This is a genomic window from Mesorhizobium intechi (assembly GCF_002879535.1).
Classification (GTDB): Bacteria; Pseudomonadota; Alphaproteobacteria; order Rhizobiales; family Rhizobiaceae; genus Mesorhizobium; species Mesorhizobium intechi.
This window is the reverse complement of sequence record NZ_PNOT02000109.1, coordinates 15,570-31,347: the sequence shown is the minus strand read 5'-3', so window position 1 is coordinate 31,347 and position 15,778 is coordinate 15,570. Positions and strand designations below refer to the sequence as shown.

The window sequence follows — 15,778 nt, the reverse complement described above, 5'->3', positions numbered from 1 at the left end:
GGGTAACAGCCATTGTTATGGAGCTTGCCTTGGTCAGGAGAACGATCTCATTCCCGTAGCCAGGCAAGGCTACTCGGATAGCTTGGGGCAAAATGACTTTTCGCAGCGTAGCGAACCAGCCAAGCCCAAGAGCAGCAGCAGCTTCCCATTGCCCTTCGGGTAGCGCATCGATCGCTCCCTTCACCAAAACTGCGGTGTAGGCCGCTGAATTAAGGGCAAATGCCAGAACGCTGCAGAAGAACGCGTCGCGGAAAAGCCACCAGACGCCGAGATACTCCAACAGCGGTCGAAATTGGCCACTCCCATAGTAGATCAGGAAAAGCTGAGCCAGGAGCGGAGACCCGCGAAAGAAGGTGACATACGCACCGGAAACAGCGCGCGGCGCCCATGCATTCGAGCGCAATCCCAACACCAATGGGACGGTCACGATTGCGGCGCAGGCGGCAGACAATCCCACCAATGCAAGCGTTAGCTTGAACCCTTCGTAGAGACGTCCGGCGTTGTCGACGACCAGCGAAGTATCCATGATCATGCCGCCCGCACAAGGTGGCGACTTGCTCTCAGATTCAATCGTTCGAGAACAAATTCCGATATCTTTGTCAGAACGATGTAACCCAGACAGGCGAATAGATAGAGAATGAAGTATCTATGTGTTGCCGCAACCGCTAGGTTTACTTCTCTCATGAACTCGGAGACAGATATTAGCGATACAAGCGCGGTATCTTTCAGGAGGATGATCCAGAGATTACCGAGCCCAGGAAGAGCGAGCCGGAATGCCTGAGGCAGTACGACAATTCTCAAGGAGACGATGCCCGAAAGTCCGAGAGACATTGCTGCTTCGTATTGGCCCCGCCCGATGCCCGCCAGAGCACCCAACCAGATCTCGCTTGAATACGCAGCGAACACGAGACTGAGAGCAAACGACCCAGCCGCAACACCCGGAACGGTCCACGACGTCTGGATATCGAGGCCCGACATCAAAAGCTGAATGAGATGGGAGCAGCCATGGTAGATAGCAAAGATAGTCAACAATTCTGGGATCGCCTGGAATGCATTCGCGTAGCCAATCGATGCAATCCTGAGAAGGCGCGATTTGCTTCGCCTCCCCAATGCAATCAAGAGGCCGAAAAACAGACCCAGCGGCAGGGCAAGGATTGCCACTTCCACGGTGACGACCAGACCACTTAGGAACGACCAGCCCCAGCCACCGGCACTGAAACCCACTAGCTCCATGCGCCATATCCCCTTGCCGCCCAACCAATCGAATGGATTAATGAGTGCAATCTTTAGAATGTTAAATCCGCAATATGTTGCGCATACATCGTGAATGCAGATGTATCGACCCGCTCCAAGGCGGCCGCTTCGGCAAGCGGTCATACGTAACCAGCTGGGAGCCGATGGAATATAAGAACATACGCGACCACCAAACGTCGGCGTTGCATCGATAACGGGCCGCAACGCCGAATTGAGGAGGCGCAGCTGTTTTGTACCCACGACACAAACGACGCTGACCTTGCTCAAGAGCATATTTTGAGACGAACTGAACGCAGCCGTGGACATAGCGTTCAGCGGGACGGTTTGCGGATGAGGCTCCTATTTGAAGGACTGAGGGTATTGAAGGGCAATCGGAGAACAGCAGCAATGAAATCGCCGGAATGAGCCCACTTCCCCGTCATGACGGAGGACATGAATATCCGCAGTCTATAGCCGGGCACGCGTCGAACCCATGTAAGTGTCAACGCGCGGGCCAGAGAAGAGCGACACTGCACGAGAACCGTATCGTGATACATCGACCAATCCGATGCAATATTACCCGCGTCGCTATTTGTCTGTCTTTCAAGAGCGATAAGGTTGCCCGAACCACGGGTTTGGGAGGTTTGGCGTGCTTAAGAAATTCATTCCGGTCCTGCTTGCGGCATCGCTGTCGAGCGGCATGGCGGCATCCAGGGAACGCGCCCGCGACCTGGGCGTAGATTTCGACGGGACGCCGGGCAAGCTCAACGCGATTACCGACGTTGCCGGCGTCGAGGTAGGCCATGTCACCTTGATCGAAGGGGACGGTCGGATCAGTGTGGGGCAAGGTCCGGTCCGGACCGGCGTGACGGTCGTTCTGCCGAGAGGCCACGCCAGTTCGAAGCCGGTGAATGGCGGCTTCTTCAACCTGAATGGCTATGGGGAAATGACCGGCCAGTCCTACCTGCAGGACCTCGGCCTCGTTTATGGCCCCATTGGCATTTCCAACACCAACGCCATCGGGCAGGTCTATGCCGGCATACAGCGGTGGTCCGCGCAGAAATTCGGCGAGGCGGTGACGCCGGTCGTGGCGGAGACGTGGGACGGCGGGATGAATGACATCCAGGGCTTCCACGTCAAGCCGGAGCACGCGATGGAGGCGATCGACCGCGCCAATGGAGGCCCGGTCGCCGAGGGCAATGTCGGCGGAGGCACCGGCATGCGGTGCTTCGGCTTCAAGGGCGGCATCGGCACGGCATCGCGAGCGATCTCCATCGACAAAAAACCCTACACCGTGGGGGTGCTCGTTCAATGCAACACGGGCGCGCGGCAGGTCCTTCGCATTTCGGGCGTTCCGGTCGGACGAGAACTGGCGGCAAAATGGCTGCCGTGCTACGCGCCGGGCCAATCCATCGAGAAAAAGAACCCGGAGTGCCGGGCCGACGGCAGCGGCGGAAAGCCGGTTCCCGACGACGGGTCGATCATCGTCGTCGTGGCGACCGACGTTCCGTTGAATTCCATCCAGCTGAACCGCGTGGCAAGGCGCGCTTCGTTGGGTCTCGGCCGGCTCGGTTCTTTTTCGGGCAACGGGTCCGGCGACCTGATCGTCTCCTTCTCCACGACCTCCGCCGCGAACGACGTGCCCGACGAAAAGATAAATGAAGGCCCGATGCTGGCCACGGGGCAGCTTGACCCCGTGTTCCAGGCGACGGTGGAGGCTACGGAGGAGGCGATCGTCAACGCCCTGGTGGCTGCCGACACGATGACGGGCGGGGACGGCTACACCCTGTTCGGTCTGCCTCACGACAAGCTGAAACAGCTTCTCGGGCTGTACGGCAGGCAGCAGGCGAAGTGAGGTTGAAGCAATCCCGGAAAAGTGCGGCACGGTTTTCCGTCAGGAACCGCGTAAAAACAAATGGACAACGCTGTTTCGCGACGAACTTCAACACCGCCGTTGAGACGTGGGAAAGACCGGTGCTGTGTGTCACCCCAAGAGATGGCAAACCATTCGTTGTTCTCAATAATTGTTGCATAGGCTCGCCTCCCAAGGCGGAAGCGTGCTCCGCAGTCGAAGCCAGATGGCAAGGATTGCGGAGCACTTTTCAACTCGCTGTCGCTGGCCGTCGCCAGTAATAAACCGAGCTCGCATCTTCTCGGCGGACGAGCTCCAAACTGTTGGACACGAAATCCCGAGACGCCGGGTGAAACGATTTCAGATATACCGAGGACTTTAGGTGGTTAGAAGCAGTGCGGGGAAAGACGTATAGTTGGCGCCGCCAGCTTGAAGAGACCGGCCGATATATTTCAGACATACAGGAAAGCCGGACGTTGCAGGATGTCTGCGACTGTCTGCTCGCATTCGCGGGATGTTTAGGCGCGACAAATCTTCTCGCTGGTGCTATCCCACCACCATCTGCATCGCGTCGCGAACAGCTGTCACATGTCCTTCTCGATGCGTGGCCGGAAGAGTGGTCAAACCGATATTTTTCGAGCGGATACCTCTATCGCGACCCGACTATTCGTCTTGTGAGACAGTGCTGTCTTCCGTTTACTTGGAACGAAGTAGGAGCGCTCTGCAACGTCTCCGCCGTCGGTCGCCGAATCATGAATGAAGCGACAGAGTTCGACCTGTCTGATGGATTTACGGTGGCATTTTCGACTATTGAACGCCTGCCGGTAGGTGTTTCAATTGCGGGAAAAAAGCTCGAGGCGGATCCAATCCAGCGCATGGCTTTCCAACTCGTTGCCGCCTGTGCTTTTGGATCCGCTTCCGTTCTAGTCAGGGGTGAGCGGCCGCGGAAGCATATTCACCTGTCGCGACGTCAGCTTGACGTGCTCCATTGGGCCGCGGAGGGGCTAACTGTCGACCAGATTGCTGGGCGCCTGACCATCAGCAGTAACACTGCAGACACCCATTTGCGTATCGTACGCAACAGGCTGGGCGTGACGAGCACCATTCACGCCGTCGCCGAGGCATTCAGACTCGGTCTTATTTCCTGAACAAGCTCACGGGATCACGTGATATCCGAGTGCAGATGAACGTCGCAGTGTCAGTCGAACTTCAGCACCGGAGGACGACAGATGCTCCACATTGTGACTGCCGAAAACTTCAGTTCCTACCGCCAGGAAATGGACGAGGCATTTCGACTTCGCCACAAAGTCTTTGTAGATGAGAAGAGGTGGATTGAGCTTGCGCAGGAGAACGGGCTCGAAACGGACCGCTTCGATGACGAACACGCCGTTCACATGCTTTTTATCCCGGACGGTCACGTCATCGGTTATCAACGGATGCTTCCTTCCATCAGGCCGCACCTTCTCACCGAAGTCCTTTCGAATCTTTGCGAAGGCTTACCACCCGCCGGTCCGAACATCTGGGAGTGGACCCGCTATTGCGTCGAAGCCGGTCATCGCGAGCGCGGCAGGATCCTCAGTCCTGTGGCGAACGCGCTCCTTTCCGGTATCGTCGAATGGGGACTAGGCCGAGGAGTCGACACAATCATCATCGAGATGAATCCACTCTGGCTGCTGCGGCTCGTTCAACTCCATTTTCGGGTCACACCGCTTGGCCTACCGCAGGTCATCGGCGGCGAGGAAACGATGGCTGTAACTGCCAGTTTCGACGAGCGGACGCTCGCCAGATTGAACGAGATGCGTAAACCGAGCCCGCGAGCCGGCACCGTAGACAATTGAGCACGACGAAGTGCTATGCGGCGACGCGTCCAGCTCATTACACTCGATTGCGCAGTTGTCGTCGCCGAGGAAGGCAGTTTCCTCGGCGCCTCTCGACACATGGGAATCCACCATTCCGCCCTCAGCCGGCGCATCCGTGACCTAGAGGACTCGCTTGGAACGGTCCTGTTTGAACGTCACGCGGGCGGTGTCCGGCCTACCTTGGAAGGCGCGGAATTTCTGCGCAATCTGCGCCGCGTTCTGATCGACCTCGATGAAGCACTCGCCATGGTCAACACACATCGAGGCCTAGAAGCTGGCGCCATGTCGATCGGCTTCGATGCGTCCGTGCACGCAATCGCGTTCCTTGATGCCGTTGCGGATTTCGTCCGGCGCAGGCCTGATATCGCCCTGCGCTTCGTGGAGGACAAACGTGCCGCGGCTCGCTCACTCTGACTTAGGTTCGCGCCGGGCTCGGCTGAAGGCACGGTCCGTCGCCATGAATCGTGTCAGCATCGGCGTGACCAACTTTGCAGGAGCGACTGTCTGGCCTGTCTCACGGCTTAGCACCTCCGCGTAGGCAACAAGATCTCGGTGAACTGCGGCAGGCAAATCGATCGTCATCTTGACCTGTCGATCATCAGGAATGGTGGCGAGCTTGAGCTTAGTCATGAATGCGGCCTCTCATCACCGTATGGCGCAAGCACCAGATCCCGGTTGACGATCACGCGAACCGGAAATCCAGGGCGTACTGTCAGGGTCGGCTGGACATCGAGTTGGCGGCCCACGATCTGCTGGCCAACAGTGCTCGTCGAGTTTTGAGCGCTTTCTCTGATCGCCTTGGCGATATCGCTCTCGTTGTCGCTGGAACCGATGCTGGAGCCGGCGCCCAACAATGTCGAAAGCGCCGCCGCCTTGAACAGCTGCCCCCAGTGATGGTCGACCTCGTCCTCAAGTCCGGACAACCCTTGGGCGTCCGAACCCTGCTGACGCTCGAGTACAATCGAATTTCCGTCGGGCAACATCAGCCGGTTCCAGACCAACAGCACGCGTGACTGGCCGAAAGCGACCTGACTGTCGTACTGGCCGATCAGCCTCGCGCCCTGCGGGATCAGGAGATAGGATCCTGTCGGACTGTCATAGACGTTCTCGGTAACCTGGGCGGTGATCTGGCCCGGCAAGTCGGATCGGATGCCGGTGATCAAGGCGGCCGGAATGACAGACCCGGCCTGCACAACATATGGCGAGGCTTTCCCGGCGAGACGGTCAGGACTCACGGTGCGGCGATCCGGATTCGCATTGACGAAGGCGAGCTTGCGGTCCTGGATGTCTGGAGTGGCGCCGGTGTCGAGCGGGCGCTGTTCTGTAGGGAGCGTCAGACCGGACATGGACCCGGCCATGGCTTCTCCTTCGACAGCACCCTGCCGCCCTGGATTTGTCCGCGTGTTGGTATCGGTAAAGAGCTTTGCAATGCGCGCGGCGTCGATCTCGGCGAGGCGGCGCTGTTCTTCCGGATCGACGCGGGGCGAGGTTATGCCGGGCGCAATGACCGGCCTGCCCTGCTCCTGTGCACGCAGGATCGGCCGGCCGAGATCGCCTGGCAGCGCTGGCCCGAGTTTCGGAACGCCGGCATAGTCCTTCGGCAATGTCTGCAATCCATCGGCGGTCGAGCGGTTTTCAGTAGTGAAGAGTTCGGAAGGCTCATCGTTGCCGCGCCGCCTGGTGTCGAGCGCCCAGATCAGTGTGCCGAGGATCGCAACGCTGGCCACTCCACCAAGACCGATCAGCACCTTGCGCGAAAGGCGCGTGACGCTGGCGGGCTCGGGCCTCAGACGCAGGTCGGCTCTGATGTCCACGTTCGGGGAATCTGCAACGTCGCTCATCGGAACAGCCCCGCGCTGCGCGGCGGTCTTTTCCCGTCAGTGCGCACGATTCTGACGCGCTTCTCGCTCGTCTTGTCGCCGAACCTCAGTTCAGCTGCGGCGAACAGCCGGTCAACGACATAGTAGTTTTGCCGAGCGCGGTAGTTGACCAGTTCCGAGCCGCCCGATGGGCCGATGACGAAGAGCGGCGGCATCTCACCCTGAGCGATGCCGGGCGGGAATTCGACATAGACTTTTGTGCCGTCATCGAACACACGCAGCGGCTTCCACGGCGCCGTGTCGCCCTCGATGCGGTAGCGGAAGTTGAGTTTCTGGATGTCGACGCCGGCAGCGACCGGCTGCGCGGCGGAAACCTGTGCGTTCTGGCGCCGGAGCGCGATCAGCTGATCTTGCGGATACTGCCATGAAACCGATGCCATGTAGGTGCTTTCGGTCGATCGCAGCTCGAGATGATAGGTACGACGATCGCTGTTGATGACAAGGTTGGTCTGGAGATCGGGCCTCGTCGGCTTGACGAGGATGTGGACCTGAAGCCGATCCCCTGCCCCGCTCTGCGTGTCGCCGATGATCCAGCGCACAGTGTCGCCGGCAGCGACAGGACCGGAGCCAACAAGCTGCTCGCCCGGCTGCAGCGCGATGTCGGTGACCTGGCCGGGCGCGGCATAGATCTGGTAGAGCGCGCCTTCACTCCAGGGATACAGCTGGATCGCGTTGATAAAACCATCGCGGACAGGCTGCATTCGTGCGGCCTCATTGGCCTGGCTGATCCTCTGTTTGGGATCGGCCGGCTCCGCCTTAGCCTTACTGGTCTCTATCGGCTTCAACTGGCCGGGCAGCGGAAGCGGTTTCGGCACCTTCACCGCACCAGGCAGATCGGCCTTCTGCACGGCAGGCACAGCATCGTCGTATTGGATCTCCGGCGGAATGTATTTTTTCGAGGCGCAGCCGGCGAGTGCTGTCGCCGACAGCAGTGCCAGGACAAGCACACGCGCCTTCGTCATGGTGCGCGCTGTATGTTCCGTCTTCTTGTCTGTTCGTGCCGCACACATCATGAAAGCTCCTTCGACCAGTTGATGGCGTTGACATAGACGCCGAGCGGATTGGCCTTCAGCCGGTCGGCATCGCGGGGTTGTTGAGTGACGATCGTGAGGATGGCGGTCCAGCGTTCGGTGCTGGCCAGGCTTCCGTTCTCGTAACGGCGCTCGACCCAGGCGACACGGAACGAATCTGGCGAGGCCCGGATGACGCTGGAGACCTCGACCGCGATCTGGATTTTGCCGACCTTGGCAAAAGGGTCGTTCAGGCGGGCGTAGTCGTTCAGCGAGACGGCGCCGCGGTCGGTCGTGTAATCGTAGGCACGCAGCCAGTTCTGGCGGACAATGACGGGATCGTCCGGGATGCTTCTCACCTGTTCGATGAAGCGGGCGAGATGCCATGCGATCTGCGGATCAGTCGGCCGATAGTCGGCGACAGCTGAAGCGACCACTTGCGCCTCGCCGAGCTTGTCGACCTGCACGACCCAGGGCACCACCGTGCCACGCGTCGACTGCCAGACCAAGGCGGAAGCGAAGCCGCTGGCTAGAATCAACGACCCGAAGGCCATCAGCCGCCAGTTTTTCGCTTGCACGCGAGCCGCGCCGATACGTTCATCCCAGGCTTGGGCAGCACGTTGATACGGCGTCTCCGGCTGAGGCGTCGTTCCATAGCGAACGGAAGGTCGTTTGAAGAGGTTCATCGGCGGTCGTCCTGATTGAGGGAAACATTCATCGAGCCGCCGCCGTGATCGCCGGACCGGACGGAATGCGCGGCCATGCCCGCGCCATGGCTCATGGCCTGGCCGCGCTTCATGCGGTTGGCCCATGCGGGCGGCGATCCGGCGCCGGATTCAGTTGTCGACGCACGCCCTGAAGCAGCTGCTGCTGGCTGCTCTCCACCCGTTGCGGTCCATGCAGCCGAGCGGCCAGACTGCTGGCTGGAAGACAGGGCTGAAGCCGCGCGCGACATTGCCTGCTTCACCGGCTGAACGGCAGCGCCCGCACCAGCCTTGGCGACCCCGGCAATGCCGGCGGCGATCGAGCCAGCACCGCTCTGTCCGGATGTTGCGGCGGCGAGGCCGTAAGCTGTCGAGGTGCTGCCGGCCAAATGCGCGCCACCACGTGCGGCGGCCGCTGACATGCGTCCACCTGCACTGAGCGCACTTGCGCCGCCGCTCAATCCGGCGCGGGCGCCCATGGCACCAGCAGCACCTAGACCAGCGGCCGCGAGGCCGGTGCCCACAGCAGCGCCGGCGCCAAGCTGCGGCGCACCGGAAACCAGGCCCGTCGCGATGCCGGGACCGAAGATCGAAAGCCCCATCAGGGACAGAGCGCCGAGAACGAGCGACAGCGCATCCGTGATCGTCGGTTGTTCAGCCCCAAAACCTTGGGTGAATTCGCCGAAGAGACCCGAGCCTATGCCGACGATGACGGCGAGCACCAGGATCTTGACGCCGGAGGCAACGATGTTGCCGAGCACTTTTTCCGCAAGGAAAGCGGTCCGGTTGAAGAGTGCGAAGGGTATCACCACGAAGCCGGCAAGCGTCGTCAGCTTGAACTCGATTAGCGTGACGAAGATCTGCACGGCCAGAATGAAAAAGGCGATAAGCACGATCGCCCAGGCGATCATCAGCACCGCGATCTGGACAAAATTCTCGAAGAAGGAAACGTAGCCCATCAGCTGGCTTGCGGCCTCAAGGATCGGATTGCCGGCATCGATGCCGACCTGGGCGACGCGCCCAGGCTGCAGCAGTGCGGAGCCGGAAAGTGCTGATCCTCCCGCCTTCAGGCCGAGCCCGGAAAAACTCTCGAAGACGATGCCGGCGAGACGATTGAAGTTGCCGATGATGAAGGCGAAGAAGCCGATGTAGAGCGTCTTCTTCACCAGCCGGTGCAGTACATCCTCGTCCGCGCCCCAGGCCCAGAACAGTCCAGCGAGCGTGATGTCGATGACGATTAGCGTCGAGGTGAGAAAGGCGACCTCGCCGCCGAGCAGGCCGAAGCCTGAATCGATGTAGCGGGTAAACGTCTCTAGGAAGCGGTCGATGACGCCGGTGTCATTCATGGCGTCACCGTGTTCGGGCGGCGTTGATCTTGCTCACCCAGGGGCATCGACGGCTGAAGGGGCAGGAGCCGGCTATGGTCCTTCTCGACTGACGGAACTGCGTACGGCGTCGCAGGCTGTGCCGGCCGAAGGAAACGCCGGCGGTTTTCCGCCCAGGCCTTCCTGCAGGCTTCGTCGGCGATCGCGGCCATGCCGATGTTCCGGCAACGCGCAAGTTCGAGTCCTGCCGGCTCGCCGCCCGGACGTGCGGAGCGCGGGGAGGACGCGTCCTGCGAGCCGTCGCCACGCAACGCCATGAAGGCGGCGGTTATGGCGGCGCCAAGGGCAAGAACGGCTGTCATCCGGGCGGCGATCTTGAGATCCATGGTGACCAGCCTCAGTCGTGGAACATCTTCACGGATGACGGGCTGTAGCCGCTACCCGCCATGAAGCGGCCGAACTGTTCTCGTGCTTGCTCCTGCGCGGCCGCCTTCCTCGCCTGCTCCAGCGCGTTGGCGCGGCCTTGTGCTGCCATCATGGCGGTAAGATCGGCGACCTGTTTTGCTTGCACGGCGAGGAGCTGGTTGCCGGCTTGCGTCGCCTGGAGCACGCCGACGGCCGACTGGCTGGCGCCGACCAGCGCGCTGGTCTGTTCCTGTGTCCCCTCAATGTTATCCACGGCAACGGCACCCGCCTTCAGCGAGTGCTCGAAGGCCGAAACCGATGTCTGCCAGCGTTCACGCGCGCCATCGACAAGCTGCTGGCTGGAGAGGTTCGAACCAAAATTCTCGTAGGTCGAGGTGAACTCGTTCTCGATGTCCTGGACGCTGTAGGCGAGCTTATCGGCCTCGCCGAGCAGTCTCTTTATCTCGGAAAAATTGCCTTCGATCTGGCCAAGCAGCGAGGTCGGCAGCGAGGTGAGGTTCTTTGCCTGGTTGATCAGCATCTGCGCCTCATTCTGAAGCGAGGTGATCTGGTTCTGGATCTGCTCCAGGGCGCGAGCGGCCTGGAGAAGGTTCTGGCTGTAGTTGGTAGGATCATAGACGATGAACGCCGACGCCGGCGCCGATGACAGCGCGACCGCGACGGTGATGACACTGGCCGCCGCCATGTGTCGAAAACGAAGATTGTTGCGAACGGAATTCATGACGGAATCTCCTTTGCGGATCGGTCGATGACATTGGTGAGATCGGGAACCAGGTCGGCGGCCCAGCCGAGACCGCGGTCGGTGAGCCAGGCCTCGAGGAAATGTTTCTGGCCGGTGCCAGTGATGATCCGGTCGATTGCCGCTTGATCGGATTTGGACGATGCGGCGCACAGCGCCAGCCCGATCGGACCAAGGCCCAGTTCGAATAGCCGGTTGCCGCGCCGCGACTGGCAGTAATAGTCACGCTTCGGCGTCGCGCGGGCGACGATCTCGATCTGGCGATCGTTGAGACCGAAGCGCCGGTAGATCTGGGTGATCTGCGGCTCGATCGCCCTCTCGTTCGGAAGGAACAGCCGCGTCGGACAGCTCTCGACGATGGCCGGCGCGATCCTGCTGCCGGCGATGTCGGAGAGCGATTGCGTAGCAAAGATGACGGAAGCGTTCTTCTTGCGAAGGGTTTTCAGCCATTCTCGGAGCTGATCGGCGAAGCCGCCATCGTCGAGCGCCAGCCAACCTTCATCGATGATCAGCAGCGTCGGCCGCCCGTCCATCCGCCGCTCGATGCGGTGGAAGAGATAGGCAAGCACGGCGGGCGCCGCACCAGTACCGATCAGGCCTTCGGTCTCGAATGCCTGGACGGAAGCATCACCAAGACGCTCGTGCTCTGCATCGAGCAGCCGGCCATAGGGACCGCCGATACAGTAAGGCCGGAGTGCCTGCTTCAGTGGCGAAGATTGCAGCAGCACCGATAGGCCGGTCAGCGTCCGTTCCTGGACCGGCGCGCTGGCCAGCGAGGTCAGCGCCGACCACAGATGTTCTTTCACCGCCGGCGTGACGGGGACGCCTTCTCGCACAAGAATATCGACGAGCCAGTCGGCCGCCCATGCACGCTCAGGTGTATGATGGATGCGGCCAAGCGGCTGTAGTGAAACGGCGCCGACGTCATCCGACAGGTCCGCCAAGGTGAGCAGGGCAAGGGGATCGTCCGGCCGCTGCCAACTCGATCCGTTGCAACCGAGATTGTGCCAGTCGCCGTCCATGGCGAGCATGGCAGCGCGGATCGAGCCGCCGAAGTCGAACGCAAAAATCTGGTTGTTCTCGTAGCGCCGGAACTGCAGCGCCATCATCGCCAACAGGACTGACTTACCGGCGCCGGTGGGGCCAATGACGAGGGTGTGGCCGACATCGCCCACATGCAGGCTGAACCGGAATGGCGTAGCACCCTCCGTCCTGGCAAAGAACAGTGGTGGGGCGCCAAAATGCTCGTCCTCGACAGGTCCAGCCCAGACCGCCGAGAGCGGGATCATGTGGGCGAGGTTCAGTGTCGACAGTGGCGGCTGGCGGACGTTCGCATAGACGTGGCCTGGAATGCTACCGAGCCATGCTTCGATGGCGTTGACGCCCTCGATGATTGCTGTGAAGTCCCTGCCTTGGATGATTTTTTCCACCAGCCGAAGCTTCTCGTCGGCGATTGACGGATCTGCATCCCACACCGTCACCGTCGCGGTGACATAAGCCTGGCCGATCTGGTCGGAGCCGAGGTCCTGAAGGGCGGCGTCAGCATCGGCCGCCTTGTTGGCGGCGTCGGTGTCCAAAAGAACGGATGCCTCGTTGGTCATTACCTCCTTGAGGATGGCGGCGACCGACTTGCGCTTGGCGAACCATTGACGGCGAATGCGCGTCAACAGGCGCGTGGCGTCTGACTTGTCGAGCATGATCGCCCGCGTCGACCAGCGATAGACGAAGGCAAGCCGATTGAGATCGTCGAGGATCCCCGGAAAGGTTGCCGTCGGGAACCCAATGATGGTGAGCGTCCGCAGATGGAAATCGCCGAGCCTCGGCTCCAGCCCGCCCGCAAGCGGCTGATCGACCAGCAGCGCATCGAGATGCATCGGCGTCTCAGGCACGCGGACCCGATGCCGCTTCGTGGAAATGCAGGAATGAAGGTGGGTCAGCGTCTCGGCGTCGTCGAGCCATGCGGCCTCCGGGACAAAACCTTCGACCAGGTTCAGCACCCGGTCGGTGCGGTCGACAAAGCCCTTCAGGAGTTCCCACGGATCGACGCCGCTCTTCTCCCGACCTTCGTACAGCCAGCTCTCGATGCGAGAAGCTTCCTCAGCCGGCGGCATCCAAACGAAGGTGAGAAAGTAGCTGCTCTCGAACAGCTCCCCGTTCGGCCGGCGACCGCCCCACTGGCGCGATTCCTGATCGACCTCACCCTCGAACTGTTCACGACGTTCGAGATCGACCAACGCCGAGGCGCTGTCGGGGAAAAGGCCTTCGGGATAGTGCTGCGCGGCAAGCCGAACGGCTTCGACGAAGATCGCCCAGCCGGAGCCGAGACGGCGCAACGCGCTGTTCAGCCGCGCCGTCGTGCCGACCAGTTCCGCCGGCGTCGCACTGTCGAGATCGGGACCGCGAAAACGGGCGGTCCTCTGGAAGGAGCCGTCTTTGTTCAATACAATGCCCGGCGCGACCAGCGCAGCCCACGGCAGATAGTCGGCGAGGTCGGATGAGCGTTTGCGGTATTCGGCGAGGTTCATCATGAGCAAAACCTCTCAGCAGCCAAAATTTGCGGGATAGCGCAGGTGCCGACGAACGACGTCGATGAACTGCGCATCGCGCTTGGCTGCCCAGACAGCCGCGAAATGGCCGACCGCCCAGATGAGGAGGCCGGCGATCCAGAGGCGGAGGCCAAGCCCAACCGCGCCGGCCAGCGTCCCGTTCGTAATGGCGACCGCGCGCGGCGCGCCACCGAGCAGGATCGGTTCGGTGAGCGCCCGGTGTACCGGCGCGAAAAAACCGCGGATTTCTTCGTCTTCCAGCAGGGAGCCTCCCATCAGACGAGCGCTCCGCCGCCGAACGAGAAAAACGACAGGAAGAACGAACTTGCCGCGAAAGCGATCGACAGTCCGAAGACGATCTGGATCAGCCGGCGGAATCCGCCCGAGGTGTCGCCGAACGCGAGTGACAGGCCGGTGACAATGATGATGATCACCGCCACGATCTTGGCGACTGGTCCCTCGACGGATTCGAGGATTTGTTGGAGCGGCTGCTCCCATGGCATGGAAGAACCTGCCGCGTGAGCGGGCGCGATCATCATGGCCGCGACCGCAGCAGCCGCAGTGGCCAGCGGGAGCACCGCACCGAGCTTACGGATAGATGACGAAGTGAAGCGGATCGGATTCATTCTGAGACTCCATCGGGGATCGGGGATTCACGGTTGGTGTTGTCTCGAGCTTTGCCTCGAGCGTGCGGTAGTCGCCGGTGGAGGGATCGAGCCCATCGACGAGAGCAATCTCAATGAGCCGGCGGGACGAGCCTCGGCCGGCGAGCACGGCAACGATGTCGATCGTCTCTGCAATGAGCGCACGGGGGACCGTGACGACAGCCTCCTGCACGAGCTGCTCAAGTCGACGCAGTGCGCTGAGGGCGGAACTGGCGTGGATGGTGCCGATGCCGCCGGGGTGGCCGGTGCCCCAGGCCTTCAACAGGTCAAGTGCTTCCGCGCCGCGTACTTCGCCGATCGGGATGCGGTCGGGGCGTAGACGCAGCGACGACTTCACCAGATCGGAAAGCGAGGCGACGCCATCCTTGGTGCGCAGCGCCACGAGGTTCGGGGCGGCGCATTGCAGCTCGCGCGTGTCCTCGATCAGTACGACGCGATCGGCGGTTTTGGCCACCTCTGCCAAAAGTGCGTTGACCAGCGTGGTCTTGCCGGTCGACGTGCCGCCGGCGACCAGCACGTTCTTGCGTTTCTCGACGGCAAGCCGAAGTACGTCGGCCTGGCTCTCTGTCATGATGCCGGCCGTGACATAGTCCTCGAGCGTAAACACAGCGACGGCCGGCTTGCGGATGGCAAAGGTCGGCGCCGCGACAACAGGCGGCAACAAGCCCTCGAAACGCTCGCCGGTCTCCGGCAGTTCGGCAGATACACGGGGGCTGCCGGAATGCACTTCCGCACCAACATGATGCGCGACCAGCCGAACGATCCGCTCGCCATCGGCAGGGATCAGGACTTCGTCGGTGGCGGACAGCCCCTCCTTCAGCCGGTCGACCCAGAGCCGCCCGTCCGGATTGAGCATCACCTCGACAATCCCCGGGTCTTCAAGGAAGCTGGCGATGGCGGGCCCGAGCGCCGTGCGCAGCATGCGCGCGCCGCGCGAAACCGCTTCCCTGCCAGGCTGATGACTGGTTGCCACGATGATCCCCATTCCTTACGGCGAGTTGGTTCGTGCCGCGGTCGGGGATGATTAGAAGAGGCAGGAATGCCGGCCTTGCAACAAGCAAAACGGCCGATCCTGATGCGACGTGCAGAGACTTGCAAAATGCGGTGCGGCGGAAATGGCGAGCTCGGCTCAGGCCTAACCCGCAGGCAAATCATCCGAGTCGGCTGGCAGCGCCGCGGGCACGTCCTCGGCGATTTCCTGACGGAGCTTTGGTCCTTTGCTCAACCGGCGACCGAGCGCTTCGACAAAACCATCGTAGCGCTGCAGGCCCTTCGCGCGAGCTTCGGCCTGGGCGGATTCCGGCAAAGCCGGAGTTGAGGTGAGCCAGAAGCGGACGAATAGCGCCAGCGTCTCGATGGCGATGCCGACGTCGCGCTCGACGCGCTGCACGCGTCGGTCGATCTGGTCTAGGCGTCGAGCGATCGCCGCTTCCTTTCGCTCGTCGGCATCCGGCGAAAGCAAGGAGGCGATTGCAGCCTCGGCAATCAGCGACAGTGAGACGTCGCGCCGCGCGGCGTAGTCGGCGAGCGCGTTCATCA

General features: G+C 61.5%; 18 protein-coding genes. 4 read left to right on the top strand and 14 right to left on the bottom strand.

Features of this window, described 5'->3' with window-relative positions; genetic code table 11:
- Both C1D09_RS10265 and C1D09_RS10260 read right to left on the bottom strand, forming a co-directional pair.
- Nucleotides 1-526 (bottom strand): ABC transporter permease subunit (locus C1D09_RS10265; protein WP_167514563.1); only part of this gene is annotated, 526 nt, incomplete at its 3' end.
- Nucleotides 527-528: 2 nt separating this feature from the next.
- Nucleotides 529-1,521, bottom strand: coding sequence for an ABC transporter permease (locus C1D09_RS10260; protein WP_167514562.1), 993 nt, complete (start codon nt 1,519-1,521; stop codon nt 529-531).
- A gap of 412 nt (nt 1,522-1,933) precedes the next feature.
- Here C1D09_RS10260 and C1D09_RS10255 point away from each other — a divergent pair, with 412 nt between their 5' ends.
- The 4 genes from C1D09_RS10255 (at nt 1,934) to C1D09_RS10235 (ending at nt 5,358) form a co-directional block, all read left to right on the top strand.
- Nucleotides 1,934-3,088, top strand: coding sequence for a DmpA family aminopeptidase (locus C1D09_RS10255; protein WP_143974154.1), 1,155 nt, complete (start codon nt 1,934-1,936; stop codon nt 3,086-3,088).
- A gap of 392 nt (nt 3,089-3,480) precedes the next feature.
- Nucleotides 3,481-4,233 (top strand): helix-turn-helix transcriptional regulator, encoded by a 753-nt coding sequence (locus C1D09_RS10245; RefSeq protein WP_143974152.1) that lies wholly within the window; start codon nt 3,481-3,483, stop codon nt 4,231-4,233.
- 81 nt (nt 4,234-4,314) lie between these two features.
- Nucleotides 4,315-4,923: an acyl-homoserine-lactone synthase gene (locus tag C1D09_RS10240; protein WP_143974151.1), complete on the top strand. Its 609-nt coding sequence runs from the start codon at nt 4,315-4,317 to the stop codon at nt 4,921-4,923.
- Between the two features lie 15 nt (nt 4,924-4,938).
- Nucleotides 4,939-5,358, top strand: coding sequence for a LysR family transcriptional regulator (locus C1D09_RS10235; RefSeq protein ID WP_143974150.1), 420 nt, complete (start codon nt 4,939-4,941; stop codon nt 5,356-5,358).
- Here C1D09_RS10235 and C1D09_RS10230 read toward each other — a convergent pair.
- The 12 genes from C1D09_RS10230 to C1D09_RS10175 all read right to left on the bottom strand — a co-directional run bounded on the left by C1D09_RS10230 (nt 5,350) and on the right by C1D09_RS10175 (nt 15,776).
- Nucleotides 5,350-5,574, bottom strand: a complete 225-nt coding sequence (locus C1D09_RS10230; RefSeq protein WP_136616899.1) for a DUF2274 domain-containing protein — start codon at nt 5,572-5,574, stop codon at nt 5,350-5,352. The genes C1D09_RS10235 and C1D09_RS10230 overlap by 9 nt on opposite strands.
- Nucleotides 5,571-6,785, bottom strand: a complete 1,215-nt coding sequence (locus C1D09_RS10225; protein WP_143974149.1) for a TraB/TrbI/VirB10 family type IV secretion system protein — start codon at nt 6,783-6,785, stop codon at nt 5,571-5,573. The genes C1D09_RS10230 and C1D09_RS10225 overlap by 4 nt, the downstream gene beginning before the upstream one ends.
- Nucleotides 6,782-7,786 carry a P-type conjugative transfer protein TrbG gene (trbG, locus tag C1D09_RS10220; RefSeq protein WP_246135698.1) on the bottom strand — a complete coding sequence of 335 codons (1,005 nt, stop codon included), beginning with the start codon at nt 7,784-7,786 and terminating at the stop codon, nt 6,782-6,784. The genes C1D09_RS10225 and trbG overlap by 4 nt, the downstream gene beginning before the upstream one ends.
- 47 nt (nt 7,787-7,833) lie before the next feature.
- Nucleotides 7,834-8,520, bottom strand: a complete 687-nt coding sequence (gene trbF / locus C1D09_RS10215; RefSeq protein WP_143974147.1) for a conjugal transfer protein TrbF — start codon at nt 8,518-8,520, stop codon at nt 7,834-7,836.
- On the bottom strand, nt 8,517-9,884 hold the full coding sequence (trbL, locus tag C1D09_RS10210) for a P-type conjugative transfer protein TrbL (RefSeq protein ID WP_143974146.1): 1,368 nt from the start codon (nt 9,882-9,884) through the stop codon (nt 8,517-8,519). The genes trbF and trbL overlap by 4 nt, the downstream gene beginning before the upstream one ends.
- The gene (trbK-alt, locus tag C1D09_RS10205; RefSeq protein WP_143974145.1) at nt 9,881-10,249 is read right to left on the bottom strand and encodes a putative entry exclusion protein TrbK-alt; all 369 of its coding nucleotides are present in this window, start codon (nt 10,247-10,249) and stop codon (nt 9,881-9,883) included. Before trbK-alt ends, trbL begins: the two co-directional genes overlap by 4 nt.
- 11 nt (nt 10,250-10,260) lie before the next feature.
- Nucleotides 10,261-11,010: a P-type conjugative transfer protein TrbJ gene (gene trbJ / locus C1D09_RS10200; RefSeq protein WP_143974144.1), complete on the bottom strand. Its 750-nt coding sequence runs from the start codon at nt 11,008-11,010 to the stop codon at nt 10,261-10,263.
- On the bottom strand, nt 11,007-13,556 hold the full coding sequence (trbE, locus tag C1D09_RS10195) for a conjugal transfer protein TrbE (RefSeq protein WP_143974143.1): 2,550 nt from the start codon (nt 13,554-13,556) through the stop codon (nt 11,007-11,009). Before trbE ends, trbJ begins: the two co-directional genes overlap by 4 nt.
- A gap of 12 nt (nt 13,557-13,568) precedes the next feature.
- Nucleotides 13,569-13,850 (bottom strand): VirB3 family type IV secretion system protein, encoded by a 282-nt coding sequence (locus tag C1D09_RS10190; RefSeq protein ID WP_143974142.1) that lies wholly within the window; start codon nt 13,848-13,850, stop codon nt 13,569-13,571.
- A complete protein-coding gene (locus C1D09_RS10185) occupies nt 13,850-14,113 on the bottom strand; it encodes a TrbC/VirB2 family type IV secretion system protein (RefSeq protein WP_246093916.1) in 264 nt (87 codons plus the stop codon). Before C1D09_RS10185 ends, C1D09_RS10190 begins: the two co-directional genes overlap by 1 nt.
- A 49-nt stretch (nt 14,114-14,162) precedes the next feature.
- Entirely contained in the window at nt 14,163-15,161 is a 999-nt protein-coding gene (gene trbB / locus C1D09_RS10180) for a P-type conjugative transfer ATPase TrbB (RefSeq protein WP_208760366.1), read from the bottom strand.
- A gap of 213 nt (nt 15,162-15,374) precedes the next feature.
- Nucleotides 15,375-15,776 (bottom strand): CopG family transcriptional regulator, encoded by a 402-nt coding sequence (locus tag C1D09_RS10175; RefSeq protein ID WP_143974140.1) that lies wholly within the window; start codon nt 15,774-15,776, stop codon nt 15,375-15,377.
- Nucleotides 15,777-15,778: the final 2 nt, after the last annotated feature.